Origin of the sequence: Candidatus Pelagibacter communis, assembly GCF_001180105.1 — a bacterium.
Classification (GTDB): Bacteria; Pseudomonadota; Alphaproteobacteria; order Pelagibacterales; family Pelagibacteraceae; genus Pelagibacter; species Pelagibacter ubique_K.
Genome location: NZ_CVSO01000060.1, coordinates 1 through 511 on the forward strand (window position 1 = coordinate 1; position 511 = coordinate 511).

Below are 511 nucleotides of genomic sequence, written 5' to 3' on the forward strand. Positions count from 1 at the left end.
TAAGTCTAAGTTTTCGGCCATTAATTATTTACCTTATCAAATATTTCTTATTTTAGAAGAGTTGGGAAAAAGAAATCATTAATATTCAATATTACGAGAGAAATTATTCAAATCGCATCAGTGAAATCAAAGACTTATGATAAGAAAATTGGTTACTTAAGATTAACGTCATTTAATGAAAATAGTGGTAGTCAAATCAAAAATGAGATTAAAAAATTTAAAAGAGATAAAAAAATTGAAAGCTATATCCTTGACTTACGAAATAATCCTGGAGGATTATTATCTCAAGCAATTAAAATATCAGATTTTTTTCTTGAGGATGGAGAAATTGTATCGACCAAGGGCCGACAAAAAAGTGAAAATAGAAAATGGTTTGCAAGTAGTGGAGATTTAATAAATGGTAAAACTCTTGTAGTTTTAATTAATAATGGGTCTGCGTCAGCATCAGAAATAATTGTTTGGATTATCTATTCTTTTTGCTACAAAGACTTCATTATTTTGGTTAAGTAAA

The 511-nt window shown here is 27.2% G+C and carries 1 protein-coding gene; it reads left to right on the top strand.

The features are described from left to right. Nucleotides 1-120 precede the first annotated feature (120 nt). Nucleotides 121-510 (top strand): S41 family peptidase, encoded by a 390-nt coding sequence (locus AMN84_RS03690; RefSeq protein WP_075483477.1) that lies wholly within the window; start codon nt 121-123, stop codon nt 508-510. Nucleotide 511 lies beyond the last annotated feature (1 nt).